Here is a 22,390-nt window from a genome sequence, read left to right as displayed (position 1 = left end):
CCAGCACGGGCCGCGTTCGCTGCTCATCGATCATCAGATGATGATCACAGCCCAACGGCACCCCACGCACACCCTTTTCACCCCCCCGCCCCCCCCCCCCCCCCGGAACGGAGGAAGGGCGGGTAGGGGACACCCCCACCCCCGCCCCCACCTCAGCGCGTCAGATCAACCCCTGCGCCAGCATCGCGTCAGCGACCCGCTCGAACCCGGCGATGTTCGCCCCGGTCACATAATCCCCGGCGGAGCCGTACCGCTCGGCGGTCGCGTACGACACCGCGTGGATGTCCCGCATGATCCCCGCCAGCTCCGACTCCACCCGCTCCGCGCTCCACGCCGTGCGCCCCGCGTTCTGCGCCATCTCCAGCGCGCTGACCGCGACACCGCCCGCGTTCGCCGCCTTGCCCGGCCCGAAGGACACCCCGGCCGCCTGCAGCAGGTGCACCGCCTCCGGCGTCGTCGGCATGTTCGCGCCCTCCGACACCGCCCTGACCCCGTTCTCGATCAGCGTCCGCGCATCGGCGGCGGTCAGCTCGTTCTGGGTGGCCGACGGGAAGGCCACCTCCGCCGCCACCTCCCACACGCGTCCGCCCGGCACGAACCGCGCCGACGGCCCGCGACGCTGCGCGTAGTCGCTCACGCGCCCGCGCTCGACCTCCTTGATCTGCTTCAGCAGCGCGAGGTCGATGCCCTTCTCGTCCACCACGTACCCCTGCGAGTCCGACGCGGTCAGCGGGTTCGCGCCGAGCTGCTGCAGCTTCTCGATCGTGTACAGCGCCACGTTGCCCGAACCCGACACGACCGCCGACAGCCCGTCCAGCGACAGCCCCTTCACCGCCAGCATCTCGGCGGCGAACAGCACGCTGCCGTAGCCCGTGGCCTCAGGACGGATCAGCGAGCCGCCCCAGCCCTGGCCCTTGCCGGTCAGGACGCCGGCCTCCCAGCGGTTGGTGATGCGCCGGTACTGCCCGAACAGATAGCCGATCTCACGCCCACCCACACCGATGTCACCGGCCGGGACGTCCGTGTGCTCGCCGATGTGCCGGTACAGCTCGGTCATGAACGACTGGCAGAAGCGCATGACCTCCGCGTCGGACTTCCCGTGCGGATCGAAGTCGCTGCCGCCCTTGCCGCCGCCGATGCCCAGCCCGGTCAGCGCGTTCTTGAAGACCTGCTCGAAGCCGAGGAACTTCACCACGCCGATGTCCACGGACGGGTGGAAGCGCAGGCCGCCCTTGTACGGGCCCAGCGCACTGTTGAACTCCACCCGATAACCACGGTTGACGTGGACGCGACCACGGTCATCGGTCCACGGCACCCGGAAGATGATCTGCCGCTCCGGCTCGGTGAGCCGCTCCAGCAGGGCCACACCCGGTTCCGCGTACTCGGGGCGTGCCGCGAACACGGGGGCCAGGGTGTCCAGGACCTCCCGTACGGCCTGGTGGAACTCGGGCTGGGCGGGGTTGCGGCGCTCGATGTCGGCGCGCAGCGCGTCCAGCCGGCCCTGCGGGTCCTTGGCGTCCGTCACGGTCTGTTCCTCCAGGTCTCGATGCGGGGACCGGCCCCGAGATGCGGCTCGAAGCTCCGGACCTGATTTCCGCATGGCGGAAACTCTCATCCGAACACAGTCTCCAGCCGGAGGGTACTCCGCCCGCCGCCGACCGCCACGAGCCTTTCCGGCCTGCTCTCATCGACCCCCGCGCCACCATGGACAGAACCAATCGGGAAGACGTAGACAGGCCACATGGACATCGCACGGCTCGCCGCCCTGATCGCCGCGACGCTCACCACGGGCCTGATGGCGGGGCTCTTCTTCGCCTTCGACGTCTCGGTGATGCCCGCGCTCAAGCGCTCCGACGACCGGACCCTCATCTCCGTCATGCAGCGCGTGAACACCTCCATCATCAACGGCTGGTTCATGCTGGCCTTCCTGGGCGCACTCCTCTTCACCGGCCTCGCCCTGGCCCTGCACCTGCCCGCCGGCGAGCACGCACCGCTCCCCGCCCTGACCGGCGCCCTCGTCCTCTACGTGCTCGCCGTCGCGGTCACCGGCCGGGTGAACATCCCGCTCAACAACGCCCTGGAGGCGGCCGGGCCCGCCGAGCGGATCACGGACCCGGCCGCCGTGCGCACCGCGTTCGAAACCAAGTGGGTACCCGCCAACCGCTGGCGCACCGCCCTCTGCACCGCCGCCCTGGCCTGCCACGCCTGGGCCCTCCTGGCGACCTCGGCCTAGACGGCCGCCGCACGTACCGTACGGACGCCCGCGCCGGCCCCGTCAGCGCCGCCGCGCAGAGCCCGACGACGTACGCCGCCCCTCGGAAGGCTCCCACCACCCCCCGCCAACCCACACGCACCCCCCGCATAGGCTGCGCAAATGCGCACCCCCTCCGCCTCCCTCCGCCTCGCCCCGATCACCCCCGACAACCTCGACGCCGTCTGCGCGCTGTCGGTCCGCCCCGACCAGGAGCACCTCGTCTCCCCGGTCGTGAAGTCACTGGCGGAGGCCTACGCCCACGGAGAGACGGCCTGGCCCCGGGCGATCCTCGACGGCGACGAGGTCGTCGGCTTCGTGATGGCCTTCCTCGACATCGCCTGGGACCCCGACAAGGACCCCCACGACATCCGCTCCGGCCTCTGGCGCCTGAACATCTCGGCCGCCCACCAGTCCAAGGGCTACGGCCGCTTCGCGGTCGAGGAGGTCACCGCCGAACTCCGCCGCCGCGGCACCACCCACGCCTACGTCACCTGGCACACGGGCCCCGGCACCCCCGAACCCTTCTACCTCTCCCTCGGCTTCCGCCCGACGGGCGAAGAGAGCGACGGCGAAACCGTGGCCGTCGTAGAAATCGCCAACCTGTAAATGCCGCTGCGGTCTGCGGATTCTTCTGACAAGTTGCAGACTGCGAATCATCACATTCCCAGGGGGGAACCGTCCGCATGAAGCCCACAGCACAGCCACGCCCGCACACGGGAGCGCGCCCCAGGCCCCGCCTGCGCCTCCTGCCCGGTGCCGCCGCAGTCGCCCTGGCGCTCGGCGCCAGCCTGCTCTCCGTCCCGGCCGCCACCGCGGCCACCACGGACCCCGCGGCCCCGAAGGTCTCGGCGCCCCGTACGAGCCCCACGCCCGGCTTCCACGGCGAGGACCGCTACTCCGCCTGCGACAAGGACCTGAGCGGCGACGGCCCGGGCTGGGTCGGCAACGGCGAGGTCACCTTCACCGTGACCGGCAAGGCCCCGGCGGGCACGGCTCTGACCTCCAGTTTCCAGCTGTGGGACACCACGTACGGCGGCAAGCGCACCAACCACTCCGGCAGCGGCACCGGCGCCGCCGACCACCGGGCGTACATCGGTAGTGACCTGACGCACGGCAAGCAGTACGCGTGGCGCGCCCGCCTCAGCAACTCGAAGCTGACCAGCCCGTACACGCCGTGGTGCTACTTCCGCGTGGACCGCACCCAGCCGACCGGCCGGATCAGGTCCAAGGACTTCCCCGCCTCCGACAGCGGCATCACGCCGACCAAGTACCCCGGCCAGGAGGGCACCCTCACCCTGACCGCGGCCGACACCGGCTCCGGTGCGGCCTGCGCCCGCTGGAGCACCAGCAGCACCTCGTCCGTCGGCTGGAAGTGCTCCGACGAGGCCACCGACTTGCACGTCGTACGTCTGACGAACGGTGCGGCAAAGATCAAGTTCCGCCCGCCGACCTGGGGTACCACCTCCCTCTTCGTCGAGTTGATGGACAACGCGGGCAACGTCTCCCGGCCCGTCACCTACTCCTTCTACGTCCCCTCCAACCCCCGTCCCCACAGTGTCTTCGGCGACGTCGACCAGGACGGCAAGCCGGACGTCCTGGTCCCCGACGCAGCCGGCAACCTCCGCAAGCCCGGCGTCACGGACCCCCGCATACCCGCCAACTCGCACCACGGAGCCGCCCCCGCCGGCCTCGGCTGGGCGGGCATCCAGTACACCCACCGCGGAAGCCTCACCACCGCACTCGTCGACGACCTCTTCGCGCATGCCCCGGGAGGTTCGGTCCTCTACCGCTACCGCAACGGGGGAGACGGCCTGTTCCCCGGCGAGAGCGCCATGACCGTCAACAAGCCCACCACGTGCCTGAACACCGCGAAGAAGCCGATCCCCTGCGCAGACCACGGCGCCGGCGACGACTGGTCCGGTGTCACCGCCATCGCCGCGATCGGATCCGTCACCGGTGACAGCAGCCCCAGCGGAGTCCTGCCGCCCAGCTCCCTGCTCTACGTAGAGAACGGCCGCCTCTGGCTGGCCCGTGCAGTCGGTGTCAGCCGCTTCGCCGATGCCACCCTGCTCTCGACCGCCGACTGGTCGGGCTACGACCTCCTGACCCCGGGCCGCGCCCGGGGCACGGACTTCCCGACCCTCTGGGCCCGTTCCAAGGCCAACGGCACGATCCGCGCCTTCGCCCTCAACTCCCCGTCCGCCTTCGCGAACCCGGCGGCCGGCCCGGTCCTGGCCACCCTCACCACCAAAGCGGCCCCCCGTGTCGGCTCGGACGGCGACCTCACCGGCGACGGCCTCCCGGACCTCTGGTCGGTCTCCCCCACCGGCGCCTTCACCATCCACCCCGGCAAGGGCACGGCCACCCCGCACCCGAAGGTGACGGGCTTCACCGCCCCGACCCCCTGACCCCTACCCCGCGACCGCGGCGGTGGCCGCAGCCGCAGCAGCGTCGGCCGCCACCGCCCCCGCCCGGTACTCCCGCGGGCTGACCCCCCGTACCCGCTTGAAGGCGGTCGAGAGGGCGAACGCCGAGCTGTAGCCGACCCGGTGGGCGGCCGAGGCGAGCGTGGTGGACGGGTCGCGCAGCAGGTCCGCCGCCATCGCCAGGCGCCAGCCCGTCAGGTACGCCATCGGGGGCTCGCCCACCAGCTCGGTGAAGCGGCGGGCCAGCGCGGCCCGGGAGACCCCGACCCTGCGGGCCAGCGACTCCACGGTCCAGCCGTAGGCGGGGTTCTCGTGCAGCAGCCGCAGTGCCGGGCCGGTGACCGGGTCGTTCTCGGCGCCACCGCGCTCCGCGAGCCAGCCGCGTACGACGCCGATCAGCAGCAGGTCCAGGATCCGGTTCAGGACGAGCTCCTGGGCCGGCTCCGTCCGGGAGATCTCCACGCCCAGCAGCCCGACCAGCGAGGGGTCCACCGGTCCGACCAGCACCTGCGGAAGCGCGTCGAGCAGGCGGCTGCCGATCTCGCCCGGGTCCTGGTAGGTGCCGCTCAGCATCACCACCGACCCCTCCGGCGCCCCCCAGGTCCGTACCCCGAGGGCCATGGAGTCCGATACGTCCTCCCCGCCCTCGACCGTGCTGCACCGCTGGTCCGGGCCCACCCTGATCTGCGGGGGCGTGTCCTTGGCATCGGCGAGGGTGTACGGCACCGGTCCCCGCACCAGCGCCGCCTCGCCCGGGCCGACGAGCACCGGCTCGCCCCCGTCCGGCAGCACCCAAGCCGATCCGTGCACCATCGTCATCACCGACAGCGGGGCCCGGTCCTCGACCCGGACCGACCAGGGCGGGTTGAACACGCACTTGATGAGGAAGGCCGATTTGGCCTTGGGGCCTTCGAGTAGAGCCGTCAGCGTGTCCATCGGCCCATTCTCCCTGCCCGAGTCCCACGCGCCCAGGCCCGGCCCGCCCGCCACCCGCCCACCCATCCCCTACACGTCCCAGACCCCGCGGCCCGCCGCCTCCCGCGCGAAGTCCGCGAAGTCCCGCGGCTTGCGCCCCAGCACTTCCTCGACCCCGTCCACCAGGTGCGCGTTGCGCCCGTCCGTGATCAGCGTGAAGAGGTCCACGAACTCCTCCGGCAGGCCGTTCTCCCGCAGCACCGCCCGGTAGTCATCCTGCGAGACCGGGACGTACGAGATCTCGCGCCCGGTCGCCTTCGACAGCTCGGCCGCGACTTCGGCGAAGCTGAGCAGCCGCGGGCCGGACAGCTCGTAGGTGCGGCCGATGTGCCGGTCGTCGCCCAGCACGGCCACCACCACGTCGGCGATGTCTTCAGTGTCGACGAACGGCTCGACGGCGTCGGCCGTCGGCAGGGCGATCTCGCCGGCGAGCACCGGCTCCAGGAAGAAGCTCTCGTCGAAGTTCTGGTTGAACCAGGCCGCGCGCACCACCGTCCAGTCGGCCCCGGACTCCTTCAGCGCGTCCTCGCTCCGCTGCGCCGCCTCCTCGCCGCGCCCCGAGAGCAGCACCAGCCGGCGGGCCCCGGCGGCGACCGCCGTCCGGGCGAAGGCCCCGACGTGCTCGGCGGCGCCGGGGAAGCCGAGGTCGGGGTAGTAGGTGACGTACACCCGGTCCACGCCCTCCAGGGCCGGCCCCCAGCTCGCGGGCTCGTTCCAGTCGAAGGCGGGCTCACCGGAACGCGACCCGATGCGGACCGGACGGCCCAGGGCGGTGAGCTTCTCCGCCACGCGCCGGCCCGTCTTCCCGGTGCCGCCGATGACCAGCGTGCGAGGGGTGGTGTCGATGTCGGTGTCGTTCTGCGTCTGCTGCGTCGTGTTCGTCATGGACACCAGTCAACTCTCCCGCCCTGAGACGGAACATCGCCCAGAAGCTCAACCGCATACGCCTGCGTCCACGCCCACCTACTCGCTGAGCGTGTGCTTCACGAGCGCGTTGGCGTGCCCGTGCCCGATCCCGTACTCGGTCTTGAGCCAGCCGACGAGCTCCATGTGCTTGGTCAGCGGCGAGGCACGGATGAGCTCCTGCCACTCCGCGACCGGACGGCCGTACTTCTTCTCGATGGAAGGGAAGTAGCTGGCGGGGCCCTTCACCGGCTCGGTCATGGCGGTCCTCTTCCTTCTGTCTTTTCCGTCTGTCTTTTCCGTCTGCCGCACGCGCTGCGGCGACGCCGTACGAGAGGTAGACCGGGCCGCCCGCGAAAACTCATCGGCCCCACCCGGAAAACATCGGATGATCTCCGCATGATGTGGACCGAACGCACCGTCACCCGAGCCGGTGTCCGCCTGACCTGCCGTGACTGGAACTCCCACCACCCCGCCCCGGCAGCCCCCGTCGTCCTCCTCCACGGCCTCGCGGGCCACGCGGGCGAATGGGACGCGGCCGCCGCGCACCTGGCCCCGCACCACCGCGTGGTGGCGGTGGACCAGCGCGGCCACGGAGCCAGCGAGCGCCGCCCGGCGGACCTCTCCCGCGCCGCGTACGTCGCGGACGTGCGGGCCGTCTGCGAACAGCTGGGCCTGCACCGCCCGGTGCTGGTGGGTCAGTCGCTCGGCGGTCACACCGCGATGCTCACCGCAGCCGCCCACCCGGATCTCGTACGGGGCCTCGTGCTGGTCGATGCCGGCGCCGCCCAGGCCGACCCGGGCACCCCGCAGGAGATCGGCGGCTGGCTGGACTCCTGGCCGGTCCCGTTCCCCACCCTCGCCGAGGCGCGCACCTTCCTCACCGGCCAGGGGCTGAACGGCGAGGCCTGGGCAGCCGGCCTGGAGCAGCGCGCGGACGGCTGGTACCCGCGCTTCGAGCGCTCGGTGATGGTCGCCTCCATCGCCGAGAACTCCACCCGGGACTGGTGGCCGCAGTGGCGCGCGGTCCGGTGCCCCACCCTGCTGATCATCGGGGAGAAGGGCATCGTCCCGCCCGAGGAGTCCATGCACATGCTCGACCTGGCCGACTCGACCGACCCGGCCGAACCCTCCACTCCGACGACAGCGGTCTCGGTCCCGGGCTCCGGCCACGACGTGCACCTGGACCGCCCCGCCGCCGTCCACTCCCTGCTGTCCGCGTTCCTCGCACAGTTCCGGCAACCGGGTGGCCCTTGTGACCCCCTCAAGACCACGTCGTTCACCAGGACATGATCAAGCGCATCGTCACCACGGCCCTCATCGCCGGCACCGCGGCCCTCGCCGTCGCCTCCCCCGCCATGGCCGCCACCGAGCCGCAGCTCGCGGACGCCGCCACCAGCACCGTCGGGGAGTTCTCCCAGGAGTTCACCGGCCTGGTGCCCGGCCCGGCCGCCGACGACCTGACCGACTTCTCGGGTGCGTTCGCCGCGTTCACCGCGGGCGACGCCCAGCAGACCGTCTCCCACGGCTGACCCGCACGCCCACCCCGGCCCCTCCGGCCTCCCGGCCCCCGGACCGCACCCGGTCCGGGGGTCGTCACGTCCACCGGCCACCACCGGCCCCCACCGGCAACGGACCTCGGTCAACCACAGGTCGAGCAATATGATCACATTGCGGTATGACCACGACGAAGACCCTCTACCTGCTCTGCTCCGCCGCCCCGCCCGTCTTCGACGTGGCCCATGTCATCGAGGACGCCCAGTCCCGGGGCTGGGACGTCTGCCTCGGCCTCACCCCCACCGCCGCGCACTGGCTGTCCGGCAGCCTCGACGGTCTCGCCGCGCTCACCGGCCACCCGGTCCGCTGGCAGTACAAGCTGCCCGGGGAGCCCGACGTATGGCCGGCGGCCGACGCCCTGCTCTTCGCCCCGGCCACCTTCAACAGCGTCAACGCCTGGGCCCTCGGCCTCACCGACCGGTTCGTCGTCGGGGTCGCCGCCGAGGCCGTCGGCAAGGGCACCCCCGTCGTCACCATGCCCTGCACCAACGCCGCCCTCGCAGCCCACCCGCAGTTCGACCAGTCCCTGGCCGTCCTGCGCGGCGCCGGTGCCTCGGTCCTCTTCGGCGAGGGCGGATTCGTCCCCGGCCCGGCCGGCCCCGACGCCCCGCCGCACTTCCCCTGGGCGGCAGCCCTGGACGCGGTGGACCGCACCACGGCGACCGCCGCCTGAGCCGTCGGCCCGTCCGCCGCTACTCCCCCGTGCTCCCGTCGATCGCCTCGCGCAGCAGGTCCGCGTGCCCGTTGTGCCGGGCGTACTCCTCGATCATGTGGGCCAGCACGTAGTGCAGGGAGTAGGCCTGGCCCTCGTAGGAGTTGGTCACATCAAGGGACTCGGCCGCGTCCACGATCGCCCGCGAGCGCGCACAGGTGTCCTCCCAGAGCTTGAACGACCCGGCGACATCGGCGTCGTCCACGTGGAACTCCCTCCACTCCCCGGCCTCGTTCTGCCCGAAGTAGCCGCGCACGTCCTCGCCGCCCACGAGATTGAGGAACCAGCCGCGCTCGACCTCCGCGAGATGCCGCACCAGCCCGAGCAGACTCAGCCCCGACGGGGCCACCGCCCGGCGCCGCAGCTGCTCGTCCGACAGCCCGGCGCACTTCATCATCAGGGTGTCCCGCTGCCACTGGAGCACGCTGGTCAGGGTGGCCCGTTCATCGCCCACCAGCACGGGCCGCGTTCGCTGCTCATCGATCATCAGATGATGATCACAGCCCCACGGCACCCCACGCACACCCTTTTCACCCCCCGGCCACCCCCGATGGCCCGCCCCCGCCCGTTCCCCACCCCGCCAGCCCCGCCACCTTCTCCGGATTCACCTGCAACCGCAGGTTCACCACGCGCCCGTCCACCGCGTCCAGGTCGTAGGTCAGCGCCGCGCACGCGGCTCCCCCGTACACGAACACCACCGACTCCTCCCCGTTGACCCGCGCGGGCGCCAGGGTCACCGCCCGCAGCGAGGGCTTGGCCAGCATCCCCAGCAGCCAGCGCGCCACGTGGTCGGCCCCGTGCAGCGGACGACGGGCTGCCGTCACCTTGCCGCCGCCGTCCGACCAGGCCGTCACCCCGGGGGCGAGCAGCTCCATCACCGCGTTCAGGTCCCCGCCCGCACACGCATCCAGGAACCGCCGGGTCACCTCGCCGCGCTGCCCGGGATCGGTGGCGAACCTCGGCCGCCGTGCCCGTACGTGGGCCCGCGCCCGGTGCCCGGTCTGCCGTACGGTCGCCTCCGCCCGGTCGAGCACCCCCGCCACCTCCGCGTACGAGTACCCGAACACCTCCCGCAGCACGAACACGGCACGCTCCAGCGGGCTCAGGCTCTCCAGCACCACCAGCATCGCGGTCGAAACCGCCTCGCCGATCTCCACCCGCTCCGCACCATCGGGCACGCCCAGCCCGGAAGCACTCGTCGCCGGCTCGGTCAGCAGCGGCTCGGGCAGCCACGGCCCGATGTAGGTCTCTCGGGTGGCACGGGCGGAGGTGAGCCGGTTCAACGACAGGTTGGTGACCGTGCGCACCAGGTAGGCCCGCGGGTTGAGGACCGCCGACCGGTCCGCGCGGTCCCAGCTCAGCCACGCGTCCTGGAGGACGTCCTCGGCGTCGACGACACTGCCGAGCATCCGGTAGGCGACGTCGAACAGCAGCCGCCGATGGGCGGTGAAGGGCCCGAGGGCATCGGAGGAGGCCTCCGGGAGGTGGTGCTCAGCAGTGCTCACGGACGATCATGCTGCCGCCGCCTCCGCGGCCTCCGCAAGCGCACCCACCCCGGCCGCGCTGCTCCCGTACGTCGGAGCCCACCCCAGCTCCCGCCGCGCCTTCGCGTGCGAAAGCCGCAGATCCGTCCCCATGATGGTGTGCGCGAGCGGAGCCGCCTTCAGCACCCACAGCGGTACGGTCAGCGGCGCGGGCGCCCCGAACGCCGCGGCCACCGCCCGCATGTGCGCGTCCCACCCCAGCGGCTCGTCGTCGGCGATGTTGTACGCCTGCCCCGGCAGCCCCGACTCCACGCCGGCGACCACGGCGTCCGCCGCATCCGACACGTCGACCCAGCTCAGCGCCCGCCCCTTGGCCGCCACCACGGGCAGGGCCCGCTTGCGCAGCATCGGCACCACGTGGACGTCCGTGACGCCGGCCCCGTAGAACAGCCCGAAGCGCAGGCTCACCCCCTCGATCCCGTCGGCGGTGAAGGCCAGTTCCTCCTTGGTCCGCATGGCGCCCACGTGCCGCTCCAGCCAGACGTTCGCCCCCCGCGGTCCGAAGCCGTCGTCCTCGCCGAGCACGGCCCCGCCGTGGTCCCCGTACCCGTAGCCGAACATCATCGACTCCACGACGAACCGCCGCGCCCCGGTCTCCCGCGCCGCGGCCAGCAGGTTGACGGTCCCCTCGGTGCGCAGCGCGTTCGTCCCCGCCATGTCCCGGTGCCGGGCCATCGCCTTCCCCGACAGCGCCGTCGCCGCGTGCACCACCACGTCGAAGCCGAGCCCGTCCACGGCGCGCAGCAGGCCCTCACGGTCGAGCAGGTCGGCCCGTACGTCCATCCCGGCGCCCCGGCCCAGACCGGCCACCTCGTGCCCGGCCGCGCGCAGGGCCCGTACCGCCCGCTGTCCCAGAACCCCGCTCGCACCCGCCAGCAGAACCTTCATGGCCGTCTCCTTCTCCGCTCGCTCCTCGCGCCGTCGTCCATGGGACCGACGGCCGCCCCGGAACGTGACACGGCCCGGAAGTGACCCGGCTCACAGCGACCGGAAGAAGGCCCGGACGTCACCCACCAGCAGCTCCGGAACCTCCATCGCGGGAAAGTGCCCGCCCTTCTCGTACGAGGTCCAGCGCACGATGCGGTCGGTCCGCGCGGCGATGTGCCGCAGCGGTACGAAGTTGTCCCGCGGGAAGTCGGCGAGGGCGGTCGGAGTGCTCGACACCTCGGGCGCGGCGCCCCGGTAGTCGGCGTGGGCACGCTCGTAGTAGATGCGGGCGGCGGAGCCGGCGGTCCCCGTCAGCCAGTACAGCGTCACGTTGGTCAGCATCTGGTCGCGGTCCACGGGGCAGCGCGGGTCCGCCCACTCCGCGAACTTCTCCCCGATCCAGGCGAGCAGCCCGACCGGCGAGTCGTTCAGCCCGTACGCGAGCGTCTGCGGCCGGGTTGCCTGGATGTCGGCGTAGCCCTGCCGCTCGCGCGCCCAGACCCGGTACCGCTCCCAGGAGGCGAGCGTGCGCTCCCGCTCGGCCGGGCTCAGCGCGGCCAGTTCCTCCGGCCGGGGCTCGGCGGTGGCACCGCCGCCCGGCAGCAGGTTCAGGTGCACCCCGCGCACGTTCCCGGGCCGGATCCGCCCCAGCTCCCGCGAGACGGCGGCTCCCCAGTCGCCGCCCTGGACTCCGTACTCCTCGTACCCGAGCCGCTCCATCAGCACGCCGAAGGCCCGCGCGACCCGCTTGAACTCCCATCCCCGCTCGGTGGTCGGCCCGGACAGGGCGAAGCCGGGAATGTGGGGCAGCACCAGATGGAAGGCGTCCTCCGGATCCCCACCGTGCGCCCGCGGATCCGTCAACGGTCCCGCGACCTTCTGGAACTCCACGAAGGAGCCTGGCCATCCGTGGGTCATGAGCAGCGGCGTCGCATCCGGCTCGGGTGACCGCAGGTGCGCGAAGTGCACCTGGGCCCCGTCGATCACGGTGGTGTACTGCGGCCATTCGTTCAACCGGGCCTCGGCGGCCCGCCAGTCGTAGCCGCTCCTCCAGTACTCCGCGAGCTCACGCAGCTCCCCGAGCGGCATCCCGTAGGCCCGCCCCGCCCCCGGCAACTCGTCGGGCCACCGCGCCAGCTCCAGCCGCCGCCCCAGATCGTCCAGTTCGGCCTGCGCCACCTCCAGCCGAAACGGCACCGCCCACGACCCCGCACCACCCATGCCCGACATCCCTCCAGTGTTAACGCCGTTAATGCCCCCGCCCCACGCCCCACCCTCACACCCGAAGCGTTAACGCCGTTAATGCCCCCGGCCCAGACCCCACCCTCAGACCCCCACCGTTAACGCCGTTAATGCCTCGCGCCACTCACCCCGCGGGACGCCCAGCCCCCTCCACCGTTAACGCCGTTAATGATCCACTTCACAAAACGTACTGGCCGACTGGTTTTCTTCACGCCCATCTGTCTAGATTGGTCCTGGCCGAACCACGGTGACCACCTCCCGGTTTCGCCCAACCACCGCGACCCCAGGGAGAACCCGCATGGCGAGGGCCAGACAGGAACGAGCCGAGATCACCCGCCAGGCGATCCTCGACGGCGCGGCCATCGCCTTCGACCGGACCGGCTTCCACGGCACGAGCCTGACCGACGTGGTCGGCCACTCCGGAGTCACCAAGGGCGCGCTCTACTTCCACTTCTCGTCCAAGGAGGCCCTCGCCCGGACCTTGATGGACGAGCAGTTCCAGGTCTCCGAGGGGCTGCCCGCGATCCCGGAGCCGGGCCTCCAGACCGCCATCGACCTGACGCACCGGATGGCGTTCGGGCTCCGGTCCAACGTCCGGATCCGCGCCGGGATCCGCCTGGTCATCGAGTTCGGCTCCTTCACCGACCCGGACCCGAGCCCGTACAACACCTGGATCGACACCTGCCACAGCTGCCTCGCCCCGGCCCAGGAACGCGGCGACGTCCTGCCCTCGGTCAACTCCTACGACGTGGCGACCATGCTCGTCGGCGCGTTCACCGGCATCCAGGTGACCTCTCACGTACGCACCCACCGCGACGACCTGCACGCCCGGGTCACCGACCTGTGGAACTTCATGCTCCCGGGCATCGTCCCCGCGGACCGCATCTCCCGCTTCGACCCGACCGGCTCCCCCGAGTGCCGATCCGAACTGGGGCTCCCGGACTCCCCTCCGGCCCCGGACTCCTCTCCGGCCGCGGCCGGCTGACGACGCGTCCAGGGCGGCCTCGCACACGCCGTGGTGAACCACGGGGGTGCTCACTACGGCGTGTGCGAGGCCGCCCTGTCCGCCACCCGCCCCCTCGGGTCCAGGGGGGGCGATTCCCGGCCGGTTCCCGGCCGTTCCCGGCCGATCGCCACCACTTCGTTAGCAAAACCCAAGCGTGGCGCTCACGAACACCCATGGACGTTAGTAAAGTCCCTCACATGACTTCGCCCTCGTCACCGAGCGACCGTGAGAAGGTCGTCTCCAAACTCCCTCCGTGGCTGCGCCAGGAGCTCAAGATCCGCACCGCCCAGCTGCGGGTGGACATCCAGGACGCCGTGCACCAGGGCATCGCCCAATGGACCGCACTCGCCTCCTCCCCCTCCCCCGTCGACACCTCCGGCGCCGAATCGTTCTCCACCTGGCTGCCCGCCGGCCAGTGGGAGTCCTTCCGCACCGGCTCCAAGGACCGCGGCGTCTCCCTCATCCAGGGACTGGCCCAAGCCGTCTCCCTCTGGCTGGAGATGAACCCGGCCCCCACCGTGAAGCGGCCCTCGGTCGTCCGCCGCATCGTCGTGTGCAACCAGAAGGGCGGCGTGGGCAAGACCGCCATCACCGCCGGCACCGCCGAAGCCCTCGCGGAGGACCCCGACACCCTCCACCCGGTCCGCGTGGCCCGCCAACTGGCCCGCCTCTCGGCCACCGAGGACGGCGACCACACGACCCCGGACGCCGCCGCCTCCGCCCCGCCGGTCGACCTGGAAGACCTGCCCGGACTCGGCATGCGCGTCCTGCTCGTCGACTTCGACCCCCAGGGCCACCTCACCAAGCAGCTCGGACGCCAGCCCCTGCCCATCGGCGGCGACAGCCTCACCTGCCACATGGCGGGCGAAGCCAAGGGCCCCCTCGCCGACCTCATCGTCCCCATCCCGGACGAGCACTTCGGCGACCGCCTCCACATCCTCCCGGCCTGCACGGACGCGTTCCTCCTCGACGTCCGCCTCTCGACGGTCCGCGCGCGCGAGGCCGCGCTCGAACGGGCCCTGGCCCCCGTGGAGGCCGACTACGACGTCATCCTCATCGACTGCCCGCCGAGCCTCGGCCTCAGCATGGACGCCGCCATCTACTACGGGCGACGCCGCGACGCCGAACAGCCGGGCGCCTCCGGCGCGCTGATCGTGGTCCAGGCGGAGGACTCCTCGGCGGACGCCTACGACCTCCTCACCTCCCAGATCAACGACCTCCGCGACGACCTCAGCCTCGACATCGACTACCTCGGTCTCGTCGTCAACCTCTACGACGGCCGGCGCGGCTACATCGCGACCAGCTCGCTCCAGGCCTGGATGGACATAAAGGATCCGCGGGTCGTGGCGATCGTCCCCGACCTCAAGGAACAGCGCGAAGCGGTCCGCGTGAAGCAGCCGCTGTTCGTCTACGCACCCAAGGGCGAGCAGGCCGTCGCCCTGCGCGCCCTCGCAAGGGAGATCTCATGAGCAAGGCCGACAAACTCGGAGTCTCGAGCTCCTTCGCCCGCGCCCAGCCCGTCGGCATCAGTCCGCGCCGTGCGGCCATCGCCGAAGCCACCGGCGCCCCCACCTCCGGCGTGGTCCCGCCCTCCGAGGTCCCCATCGAGGCCCTGGCCCACAACCCCTTCAACCTCCGCGAGGACCTCACGGAGATCCACGAGCTGGCCGCGTCCCTCGCGGCCCGGGGCCAGCTCCAGCCCCTGGCGGTCGCCACCCGCATGGCCTTCATGGAGGCCCACCCCGGCAACGCCGAGAGCCTGGGCCGGGCCCCGTACGTGGTCATCGACGGCAACCGGCGCCTGGCGGCGGCCCAGCGGGCAGGCCTTCGCACCATGCAGATCCACGTCAACGACTCCCTCGCCTCCTCGGCGGCGGACATCCTGGAGTCGGCGCTCATCGCCAACGTCCACCGCGTCGACGTGGCACCCATGGACCAGGCCCGCGCCCTGCAGGAACTCGTCGAGGTGCACGGCTCCCAGGCCCAGGTCGCCAAGCGCCTGGGCAAGACGCCGGCCTGGGTCTCCCAGCGCCTGACCCTCCTGAACCTCACCCCGGAACTCCAGGACAAGGTGGAGACCGGCGAACTCAAGGTGGAACCGGCCCGCCGCATCGGCCGCCTCCCCCAGGAGGACCAGGCATCCGCGGCCGAGGAAGCCGTTAACGCCGTTAACCCCCCGCGCCAACGCACCCGCCCGACCCCACCCACCCAGAACCCCACCCAGGACCCCACCCCTGACCCCGACCTCTCCCCCACCCCCTCCCCCCGCCGCATCACCATCACGGCGGACTCCCCGGACACGATCGCGGACGCCCTCACCGCCCACCTCACCCCGGACGACCTGAAGGCGGTGACAGAACTCCTCCTGACCCGCATCTAACCGACCACCCACTCACCCACCCACGAAGGGGGCGTTGGCCCGACCAACCGGGACCACCACCGCCCCCACGTGTGTTTCACGTGCGTTCCAAGGTGCGGTTCGCATAAGCTGCGCCTGGAGGTGCCCATGCCCAACGCGCACGAAAACGAACAGACCACGCTCTTCGCCGCGGTCGATGCCCTGCTGGAAGAGGCCGCGGCACAAGACGCCCTCCCGCACCCGGACGAGCGCAAGCGCCTCCGCGAGGCCGCGGGCCTGAGCCAGGACCAGATCGCCCAGGCCCTGGCCGTCCGCCGCGAAACGGTCACCTCCTGGGAGACCGGCCGCACGGCCCCCCGCCCGCCCAAGCGCGCCGCCTACGCCCGCCTCCTCAACGGCCTGGCAGACCTCCACCCCATTAACGCCGTTAACACCCCCACCCCCGCGGCACCCATTAACGCCGTTAACGCCACCCCCCAGCCCCACGCCGAAGGCACCGCCCCCGAGGCCACGCCCCCGCACCCGGGGCCTGGGGCGGAGCCCCAGTTTCGGGAAGGGGCGGGGAGGGGAACAGCCCCGCAGGGCCCCCCCGCACCCCCCACCCCCCCGCAAGCCACCCCCACCACCCCCCACCCCCAGCCGGCAGCAGCCCTGCCCACGGCCACGGCCACCCCCCGCCCCCAGCCGGCCCACACGCCCACCCCCCGCCCGGCCGCCGCCAAACCAACCCCCCACTCCCCCACCCCGGAGGGCAACGGCCCCCTGGCCGTACTGGACGGCACCGGCAAGGCCCACGCCGCCGGAGGCGCAGTCCTCACACCCCCCACCACCCCCACCCTCCCCGCCCTCGTCGAATGGGCCCTCTCCCCCGCCGCCAACCTCCGCTCCCCCCGCCTCCACCGCAACGGCAAGGACGGCGACCCCCTCCTCGTCCTCACCCCCGCCGCCACCGAGGCACTCGGACTCCCCCTCGTCCTCGAAGACCGCCGCGGCCTCCGCCTCCCCGACGACCACCCGGTCATCAAGCAGCTCACCAAAGCCAAATGGCAGCTGACCCGCCGCGGCTTCGGCCCCTGGCCCCGCATCTACCGCCCGGCCACCCCCACCACCGGCCGCCAGTGCGTCCAGCTCGCGATCCTCCCCTGGGGCGCCCTCGACCCCCGCGCCTGGGGCGAGCACACCGCCGACCTCCCCGCACCGGCCCTCGCCGAACTGCTCACCTCCTACGCCACCCGCGTGCTCACCCCCCGCGGCTCCACGGCCGTGTCCGGCCTGGAGTTGATGACCGCGCTGCGCCCGCCCACCCGCGCCGCCCGCGACGAGTCCACGAACACCTGGGTCTCCGCCCCGGTCCCCGGCTCCCTCACCCGCCCCGTCGACCCCGCTCCCCCGGAGGCCCCCGACGAGCACCCGGTCGTCGCGGCCCTCTACCCCCGCTCCCACCAGCGCACCCCGGACCAGGTCCTCGACGAGGAGGCGTACGACTGGATCCGCGACCCCCAGCTCCTCACCGACGCCGAGTGCACCCGCACCCACGCCGTCGGCATCGACGTGAACATGGCCTTCGCCGCGGCCGCCAACCGCCTCCTCGTCGGCACCGGCCCCGCGGTCCACACCGACGGCCCCCGCTTCGACCCGAAGCTCCCCGGCTCCTGGCTCGTGGACCTCTCCGCCGAAGCCGCCACCCTCGACCCCCGCCTCCCCAGCCCCTTCACCCCGCACGGCCGCCCGCCCACCGGCCCGGCCTGGTACGCCACTCCGACCCTCGCCTACGCCCAGGAGCTCGGCCTCACCGTCCGGGCCACCGAGGCCTGGATCCGCCCGGAGCACGGCCCGTACCTCGACTCCTGGTACACCCGCCTGCGCGACGCCTACATGGCGACGATGGCGGAGCTCGGCGTCCACCCGGCCCTCACGGACTCCGCGTTCCTCGACGCCATGGCGGAGTACAAGGGGGACCCCGACACCCCCGCCCCGCAGACCGCCGTCCTCTCCGCGATCAAGTCCACCGTCAAGGGCGGCATCGGCAAGCTCCGCGAACGCCCGCAGGGCGCCGGCTACCGCCCCGGCGAGAGCTGGCCCGCCCTCGAACGCCCCACCTGGCGCCCCGACATCCGCGCCGCCGTCATCTCCACGGCCCGCGTCAACATGCACCGCAAGATGCAGAAGCTCGCCACAGCGGCGGACCTCTACCCCATCGCCGTCCTCTCCGACTGCGCCGTCTACCTCTCCGACGGCCCCAGCCCCCTCGACTTCCTCCCCCGCACCCCCGAGGGCAAGCCCCTGCCCGGCGGCTTCCGCCTCGGTGTCAGCCCGGGCATGGTCAAGCACGAGGGCACCCAACCCCTCCTCTGGGCCGTTCAGCTGCTCGACGAACGCCACAACCCCGCCCGCCACATCAAGGGCCACGACGCCGCGGCCGACGGAGAGTAAGAGCCACCCATGTCCGAGATCAGCGACAGCCTCGAACGCGCCGACGAACTGAACTTCACCCGCCCCATCCCCAAATCGGCGGGCGCCCAGATCCGCTACCTCGTAAAGCAGCTCAAGTCCACCAAGGCGGTGGCCGAGCTCCTGGCCATCTCCCGCCGCACGGTGGAGCGGTACGTGAAGGACCAGATCAAGCAGCCCAAGCCGGCCCTCTCCGCCCGCCTGGAGCGCGAGGTGCGCCGCCGCTGGCAGCCCCTCGTCCGCAAGCGCGCCCGCGACAAGGCCGCCCAGCAGACCGGCCTCGTCATCGAGACCCGCGCCCGCTTCGGCTTCAGCGCCGCCCCCGGCACCACTGACGACGGCCGGATGCGCCGCATCACCCAGCACCTCCCCCCGGAGTACGCCTCCCGCCTCTTCAGCGCCCACGAGGCCGGAGCCACCGAGGCCCAGCTCCGCGGCATCACCGCCGAGGGGCTCCAGGAGATCTACTTCAAGGACAACGGCGCCCGTGCCCAGGGCCTCCTCGTAGAGTTCACCGACATCGACTACGTGGAGCTCAACTTCTGACGAGGGGCGAAGCAGTGACCGGGCCCGAGCAGGACGTGCTGGCGAAACGTTTCGAGCAGGTACGCCCGCACCTCCGCTCCGTGGCCTACCGCATGCTGGGCTCCCTCGCCGAAGCCGAGGACGCCGTCCAGGAGGCCTGGCTCCGCCTCAGCCGCTCCGCATCCCCGGAGTCCGCCGCGATCGACAACCTGGCCGGCTGGCTGACGACCGTGGTCGGCCGGATCTGCCTGGACGTGCTCCGCTCCCGCACCTCCCGCGGCGAAGAGCCCCTGGAAGCCCGCCCGGTGGAGCCCGTCCCCGGCGACTCCACCGACACGCCCGGCCCCGAGGACGAGGCCCTGCTCGCCGACTCGGTGGGCGCAGCCCTCCTGGTCGTCCTGGACCGGCTGGCCCCCGCCGAACGGCTCGCGTTCGTCCTGCACGACCTCTTCGCCGTGCCCTTCGAGGACATCGCCCTGATCACCGAGCGCACCCCCGCCTCGGCCCGCCAGCTCGCCAGCCGCGCCCGCCGCCGGGTCCGCGGCGCCGAAGCAGCGCCCCGGCCCGACCTCGTCCACCGGCACCGCATCGTCAGCGCCTTCCTCAACGCGGCACGCGGCGGGGACTTCGAGGCACTGCTCGAAGTCCTCGACCCCGATGTCGTGGCCCGCGCCGACAACGGCGCGGCCGGCGCCCTCGCCACCCTCCGCGGAGCCGCCCTGGTGGCCCGTCAGGCGGCCACGTTCGCGCAGTTCGCCCAGAGCGCCCAGCCCGCGCTGATCGACGGCGGGGTGGGCGTCGTGGCCCGCGTCGACGGCGGCTTCCGCGTCATGCTCTTCACCATCCCGGACACCCGCATCACGCAGGTGTCCGTCCTCACCACCCCGGCCGCCCTGGCCCGCCTGGACATCAGCGTCCCCGCACTCCCCTGAGGCCTTCCAGGCCCCCCTGAGGCCCCCGGACACCACAAAGGGCCCCGGAGTACTCCGGGGCCCCCACAAGCCCCTGAGCACCCCTCAGAAGCCCTTCAAACGCCACTACTCAGCCAACGGCGTGCAGCGCCCTACGCCGCTTCGATTCCGCCGCCTTCTTCGCGACGGCCTGAGCCGCCCGCTTCTTGCGCTGCTCGGCGAGCTGGTCCTGATACGCCGCCACCGCCCGGTGGTAGCTGGCCACATAGCCCCGCGCGTCCAGGCGCTCGTCCGCATCCATCTCGTTCACAGCGGCGACCGCGTCCTCGAAAGAGGTGTACCCGGCCAGCATCGGGTTGATCTGGTAGACCCCGTTCCGGATCTTCCTGACCAGCTTCGCCAGCTCCAGGCTCCGCAGCGCGGCGTTCACGCTCGGCCGGCTCAGGTCCAGCATCCCGCCGACCGTCGCCTGGTCGATGAGGATCCGCCCGCCCGGCTCACTGAGCGAACGCAGCTTCAGCAGTACCCGGTACGCCGCCGGCGGCAGGTCGAGGTCGGAGAGCAGCCCATCGGCGTTGACCGCAGCGAATCGCAAGGTGCTCACTGAGCCGTCCCTTCTCCCGTGCGCTTCGTCCGGCTCACCCGACGCGCAGCGCGCTCTCTTGCCCGTTCGGCCCGCAGTTCCGCGATGGCCTGCCTCATGTGGTCCAGCGAGGGGAAGCGCACCAGGTCCGGCAGGCTCGTATCGCTACGAATCTGCGAGATGGTCCCGTGCTGCTCCACCTTCACGAACTCACCCGTCATCTCGGTACCCGGGATGAACTCCGCTACCCGGTAACTGTAGGGCGGGTTGAACTGATACACACCCCGCCGCACCTTGAAGACGATCCCATGAGACATCACCGTGTGCAGAGCTTCCGACGTCTTGGTCCGGCTGACATCCAGGATGGTAGCCATCTCCTCCTGGGTAAGTGGAATCCGCCCCCCCGCCCGCTGGCAGGCGATGAGCAGCAGGATCAGCCTCAGCGGCAGCGCTTCCCGGAAGTACTGGGCGATGACGAGGAAGAACTCCAGGCTGTCCATCGAGAACGCATTCGGCTGATTCTCGGTCCCGTAGAACTCAAGCGGCTTTCGCTCGCCGTCCAAGGTCAGCTTCCGCGTCGGGTACCGCTTCGCGAGGCTGTCCAGATCCTTGACCGGAGCCAGGGGCTGACTCCACGCGGAGATCGCGTCGTCCACCGGCAGATCGGGACGCGGGGTCCCTACCGGATTGCCCCGGCGGCGCTGTGGCTCTGATGACACGAGGCTGCTCTCCACTCCGTTGATCTGCGGAGATCAGTATGTCAACAAGGGTGACACAAGTGTCACGCTCGTTGACGTTCGGCGTGTCTTGTGTCCCCTCACAGGTGACATATCTCAGCCACACCACCCCCGGACCCCCCTCCCCACCCCGCCGGCCAACCCCACCCACTCCCCCAGCAGTTAGCCGACAGATCTCCCCCAATACGTCAGCCACCCCGACGTTTTAGCCCATTTTACGTCAGCGCCATTGACGTTTCGCAGTCGTTGTGTCCCCCTAGCAGCGACACAACCACCGAGATATGTCCCTCCTGAGGGGACATATCTTTTCCCCTGCACCGCCCCTGACCTGCAACGACGCATCTCCGTACCTTCTATAGGCCGGTGGACGCTCCCGCTCAAGCCCTCAACGCCGTCTGAAACGGCACCTGAGGCGAGCTGCGCGCCCAATAACTGACGCTCTCTCAGGCCCTTCATCCCCAGCGGAACCCCTCGCTCCTCAGCCACAAGCCCGCAGAATCTGACTGATTCCCATCTCTATCCACACCCCACTTTGAATCACCCCTCCATTAACGCCGTTAACACCCCAACCCCCACCCTCGTTAACACCATGAGGGACCCATCTAAAACTCCAGGTCACAACCCCTCACTGGACTCAACGTCTCCCGATTCCCTCTAGACCTCTCCAAGCCCCACCGAACTCCGCAGCAAGCACCCCTAAACCTCCGAACAACATCAGTGACCAGTTCCCAACGACAAGCAAAACCTCCGTACTTCTGAACCCCACCTCCTACTCCCCTTCAGCCCATCACCCCCTTGCTCAACCTTTCCTTGGGCCGGAAGAACTTCCCCCAGACTCACAGCGCCTGTCTGCACGGGGACCTTTGGCTCCTAAGCCTGAGCGAAGCGGAAGACACCCTCGAAACACTCGAAACACTGGCCCTGTAAAGCAGGCCTCAGCCCGGCTGCTCCGCGAAGCGGAGCAGCTCCACTCCCAGGCTCGCAGCAAAGCGAGGGCCGGCCTCCTCCGCGAAGCGGAGGAGGTTCGCTCCTAGGCGCGCAGCGCCTAGGAGCTCCTGGAGGCCAAAGGCCTCCAGGGCCGAAGCGAAGCGGAGGCCCGGAGCGAAGCGGAGGCCCTCCCCGCCCGCGAAGCAGACGGGCTCCCCTCCCAGGCGCGCAGCGCCTGGGCCCCCTGGAGGCCTTTGGCCTCCAGGCCGAAGCGAAGCGGAGGCCCCCTCGCCCGCGAAGCGGGCGAGCTCCGCTCCCAGGCGCGCAGCGCCTGGGTACCCGCTCCGCGGG

22 protein-coding genes are annotated in these 22,390 nt (G+C 71.5%); 12 read left to right on the top strand and 10 right to left on the bottom strand.

Translation table 11 applies throughout. The features are described 5' to 3' along the window. Positions 1-160: 160 nt before the first annotated feature. Positions 161-1,615 (bottom strand): NADP-specific glutamate dehydrogenase, encoded by a 1,455-nt coding sequence (gene gdhA / locus NLX94_RS35935; protein ID WP_374684063.1) that lies wholly within the window; start codon positions 1,613-1,615, stop codon positions 161-163. Between the two features lie 126 nt (positions 1,616-1,741). On the opposite strand from gdhA, the gene NLX94_RS35930 reads away from it, so the two are divergent. From NLX94_RS35930 to NLX94_RS35920, 3 genes are all read left to right on the top strand, one after another. Further along, positions 1,742-2,233 carry a DUF1772 domain-containing protein gene (locus tag NLX94_RS35930; RefSeq protein ID WP_254387467.1) on the top strand — a complete coding sequence of 164 codons (492 nt, stop codon included), beginning with the start codon at positions 1,742-1,744 and terminating at the stop codon, positions 2,231-2,233. 141 nt (positions 2,234-2,374) lie between these two features. Continuing rightward, positions 2,375-2,860: a GNAT family N-acetyltransferase gene (locus NLX94_RS35925; RefSeq protein ID WP_254387466.1), complete on the top strand. Its 486-nt coding sequence runs from the start codon at positions 2,375-2,377 to the stop codon at positions 2,858-2,860. Between the two features lie 77 nt (positions 2,861-2,937). Then, the gene (locus tag NLX94_RS35920) at positions 2,938-4,662 is read left to right on the top strand and encodes a hypothetical protein (RefSeq protein ID WP_254387465.1); all 1,725 of its coding nucleotides are present in this window, start codon (positions 2,938-2,940) and stop codon (positions 4,660-4,662) included. A 3-nt stretch (positions 4,663-4,665) separates the two neighbouring features. On the opposite strand, the gene NLX94_RS35915 is transcribed toward NLX94_RS35920, so the two are convergent. From NLX94_RS35915 to NLX94_RS35905, 3 genes are all read right to left on the bottom strand, one after another. Further along, positions 4,666-5,616 (bottom strand): AraC family transcriptional regulator, encoded by a 951-nt coding sequence (locus tag NLX94_RS35915; RefSeq protein WP_254387464.1) that lies wholly within the window; start codon positions 5,614-5,616, stop codon positions 4,666-4,668. A 69-nt stretch (positions 5,617-5,685) separates the two neighbouring features. Further along, positions 5,686-6,540 carry an NAD(P)H-binding protein gene (locus tag NLX94_RS35910; RefSeq protein WP_254387463.1) on the bottom strand — a complete coding sequence of 285 codons (855 nt, stop codon included), beginning with the start codon at positions 6,538-6,540 and terminating at the stop codon, positions 5,686-5,688. Between the two features lie 78 nt (positions 6,541-6,618). After that, complete coding sequence (locus NLX94_RS35905; RefSeq protein ID WP_254387462.1) at positions 6,619-6,819, bottom strand: DUF4287 domain-containing protein; 201 nt, start codon at positions 6,817-6,819, stop codon at positions 6,619-6,621. 138 nt (positions 6,820-6,957) lie between these two features. Here NLX94_RS35905 and NLX94_RS35900 point away from each other — a divergent pair, with 138 nt between their 5' ends. The 3 genes from NLX94_RS35900 (at position 6,958) to NLX94_RS35890 (ending at position 8,788) form a co-directional block, all read left to right on the top strand. Then, positions 6,958-7,851 carry an alpha/beta fold hydrolase gene (locus NLX94_RS35900; RefSeq protein ID WP_254387461.1) on the top strand — a complete coding sequence of 298 codons (894 nt, stop codon included), beginning with the start codon at positions 6,958-6,960 and terminating at the stop codon, positions 7,849-7,851. Further along, positions 7,848-8,090, top strand: coding sequence for a hypothetical protein (locus NLX94_RS35895; protein ID WP_254387460.1), 243 nt, complete (start codon positions 7,848-7,850; stop codon positions 8,088-8,090). The genes NLX94_RS35900 and NLX94_RS35895 overlap by 4 nt, the downstream gene beginning before the upstream one ends. Positions 8,091-8,236: 146 nt before the next feature. Then, positions 8,237-8,788 carry a flavoprotein gene (locus NLX94_RS35890; protein ID WP_254387459.1) on the top strand — a complete coding sequence of 184 codons (552 nt, stop codon included), beginning with the start codon at positions 8,237-8,239 and terminating at the stop codon, positions 8,786-8,788. A 19-nt stretch (positions 8,789-8,807) separates the two neighbouring features. On the opposite strand, the gene NLX94_RS35885 is transcribed toward NLX94_RS35890, so the two are convergent. The 4 genes from NLX94_RS35885 to NLX94_RS35870 all read right to left on the bottom strand — a co-directional run bounded on the left by NLX94_RS35885 (position 8,808) and on the right by NLX94_RS35870 (position 12,519). Then, entirely contained in the window at positions 8,808-9,314 is a 507-nt protein-coding gene (locus NLX94_RS35885; protein ID WP_254387458.1) for a DinB family protein, read from the bottom strand. 43 nt (positions 9,315-9,357) lie between these two features. Further along, the gene (gene sigJ / locus NLX94_RS35880; RefSeq protein WP_308402628.1) at positions 9,358-10,332 is read right to left on the bottom strand and encodes an RNA polymerase sigma factor SigJ; all 975 of its coding nucleotides are present in this window, start codon (positions 10,330-10,332) and stop codon (positions 9,358-9,360) included. Between the two features lie 6 nt (positions 10,333-10,338). Next, positions 10,339-11,259, bottom strand: a complete 921-nt coding sequence (locus NLX94_RS35875) for an NAD(P)-dependent oxidoreductase (RefSeq protein WP_254387457.1) — start codon at positions 11,257-11,259, stop codon at positions 10,339-10,341. A gap of 90 nt (positions 11,260-11,349) precedes the next feature. Then, positions 11,350-12,519, bottom strand: a complete 1,170-nt coding sequence (locus NLX94_RS35870; protein ID WP_254387559.1) for an epoxide hydrolase family protein — start codon at positions 12,517-12,519, stop codon at positions 11,350-11,352. 319 nt (positions 12,520-12,838) lie between these two features. On the opposite strand from NLX94_RS35870, the gene NLX94_RS35865 reads away from it, so the two are divergent. The 6 genes from NLX94_RS35865 to NLX94_RS35840 all read left to right on the top strand — a co-directional run bounded on the left by NLX94_RS35865 (position 12,839) and on the right by NLX94_RS35840 (position 19,813). Continuing rightward, entirely contained in the window at positions 12,839-13,525 is a 687-nt protein-coding gene (locus NLX94_RS35865) for a ScbR family autoregulator-binding transcription factor (protein ID WP_254387456.1), read from the top strand. A 218-nt stretch (positions 13,526-13,743) separates the two neighbouring features. Then, positions 13,744-15,015, top strand: a complete 1,272-nt coding sequence (locus tag NLX94_RS35860) for a ParA family protein (RefSeq protein WP_254387455.1) — start codon at positions 13,744-13,746, stop codon at positions 15,013-15,015. Further along, positions 15,012-15,926 (top strand): ParB/RepB/Spo0J family partition protein, encoded by a 915-nt coding sequence (locus NLX94_RS35855; RefSeq protein WP_254387454.1) that lies wholly within the window; start codon positions 15,012-15,014, stop codon positions 15,924-15,926. The genes NLX94_RS35860 and NLX94_RS35855 overlap by 4 nt, the downstream gene beginning before the upstream one ends. A 126-nt stretch (positions 15,927-16,052) precedes the next feature. Then, on the top strand, positions 16,053-18,338 hold the full coding sequence (locus tag NLX94_RS35850; protein ID WP_254387453.1) for a helix-turn-helix transcriptional regulator: 2,286 nt from the start codon (positions 16,053-16,055) through the stop codon (positions 18,336-18,338). A gap of 9 nt (positions 18,339-18,347) precedes the next feature. Continuing rightward, positions 18,348-18,902 (top strand): XRE family transcriptional regulator, encoded by a 555-nt coding sequence (locus tag NLX94_RS35845; protein ID WP_254387452.1) that lies wholly within the window; start codon positions 18,348-18,350, stop codon positions 18,900-18,902. 14 nt (positions 18,903-18,916) lie between these two features. Further along, positions 18,917-19,813, top strand: a complete 897-nt coding sequence (locus NLX94_RS35840; RefSeq protein WP_254387451.1) for a sigma-70 family RNA polymerase sigma factor — start codon at positions 18,917-18,919, stop codon at positions 19,811-19,813. 109 nt (positions 19,814-19,922) lie between these two features. Here the strand turns inward: NLX94_RS35840 and NLX94_RS35835 are convergent, their stop codons facing one another. Next, positions 19,923-20,396, bottom strand: coding sequence for a MarR family transcriptional regulator (locus tag NLX94_RS35835; protein WP_112453053.1), 474 nt, complete (start codon positions 20,394-20,396; stop codon positions 19,923-19,925). Further along, positions 20,393-21,031, bottom strand: coding sequence for a hypothetical protein (locus tag NLX94_RS35830; protein WP_239516702.1), 639 nt, complete (start codon positions 21,029-21,031; stop codon positions 20,393-20,395). The genes NLX94_RS35835 and NLX94_RS35830 overlap by 4 nt, the downstream gene beginning before the upstream one ends. Positions 21,032-22,390: the final 1,359 nt, after the last annotated feature.

This window comes from Streptomyces sp. TBY4 (genome assembly GCF_024213195.1).
Lineage (GTDB): Bacteria > Actinomycetota > Actinomycetes > Streptomycetales > Streptomycetaceae > Streptomyces.
This window is presented reverse-complemented; position numbering and strand designations above follow the sequence as displayed.